The 229-nt window shown below is 54.6% G+C and carries 1 protein-coding gene; it reads right to left on the reverse strand.

Features of this window, described 5'->3' with window-relative positions:
- The coding region (locus ACZLZY_RS25015; RefSeq protein WP_472936658.1) for a hypothetical protein at positions 1–200 on the reverse strand (200 nt) is incomplete at its 3' end.
- Between the last annotated feature and the right edge of the window lie 29 nt (positions 201–229).

Genomic DNA, 229 nt, shown 5'->3' on the forward strand with positions numbered 1-229 from the left:
GAGCAGTAGCCGTATATTCCCCTGATGTCGTTAAATTCCCCGCATTTGGTGCACTCAAAGGCGATCTGCTGCGCCTCTGTCGCGTGGTAGAATGCAGGAAGCTCCGACTTCTCAGCCGAGCTCTCATCGTCTGGCTTCACCGTGATGTTGACTTGTTGACCTGCTGCAATCTGGTCCCGTGCTTGACGGACAATGGACATGCAGCTCGCGGCATAATATCGCTGCGCTT

The sequence above is a fragment of the Mesocryomonas lacus genome, from assembly GCF_055730135.2.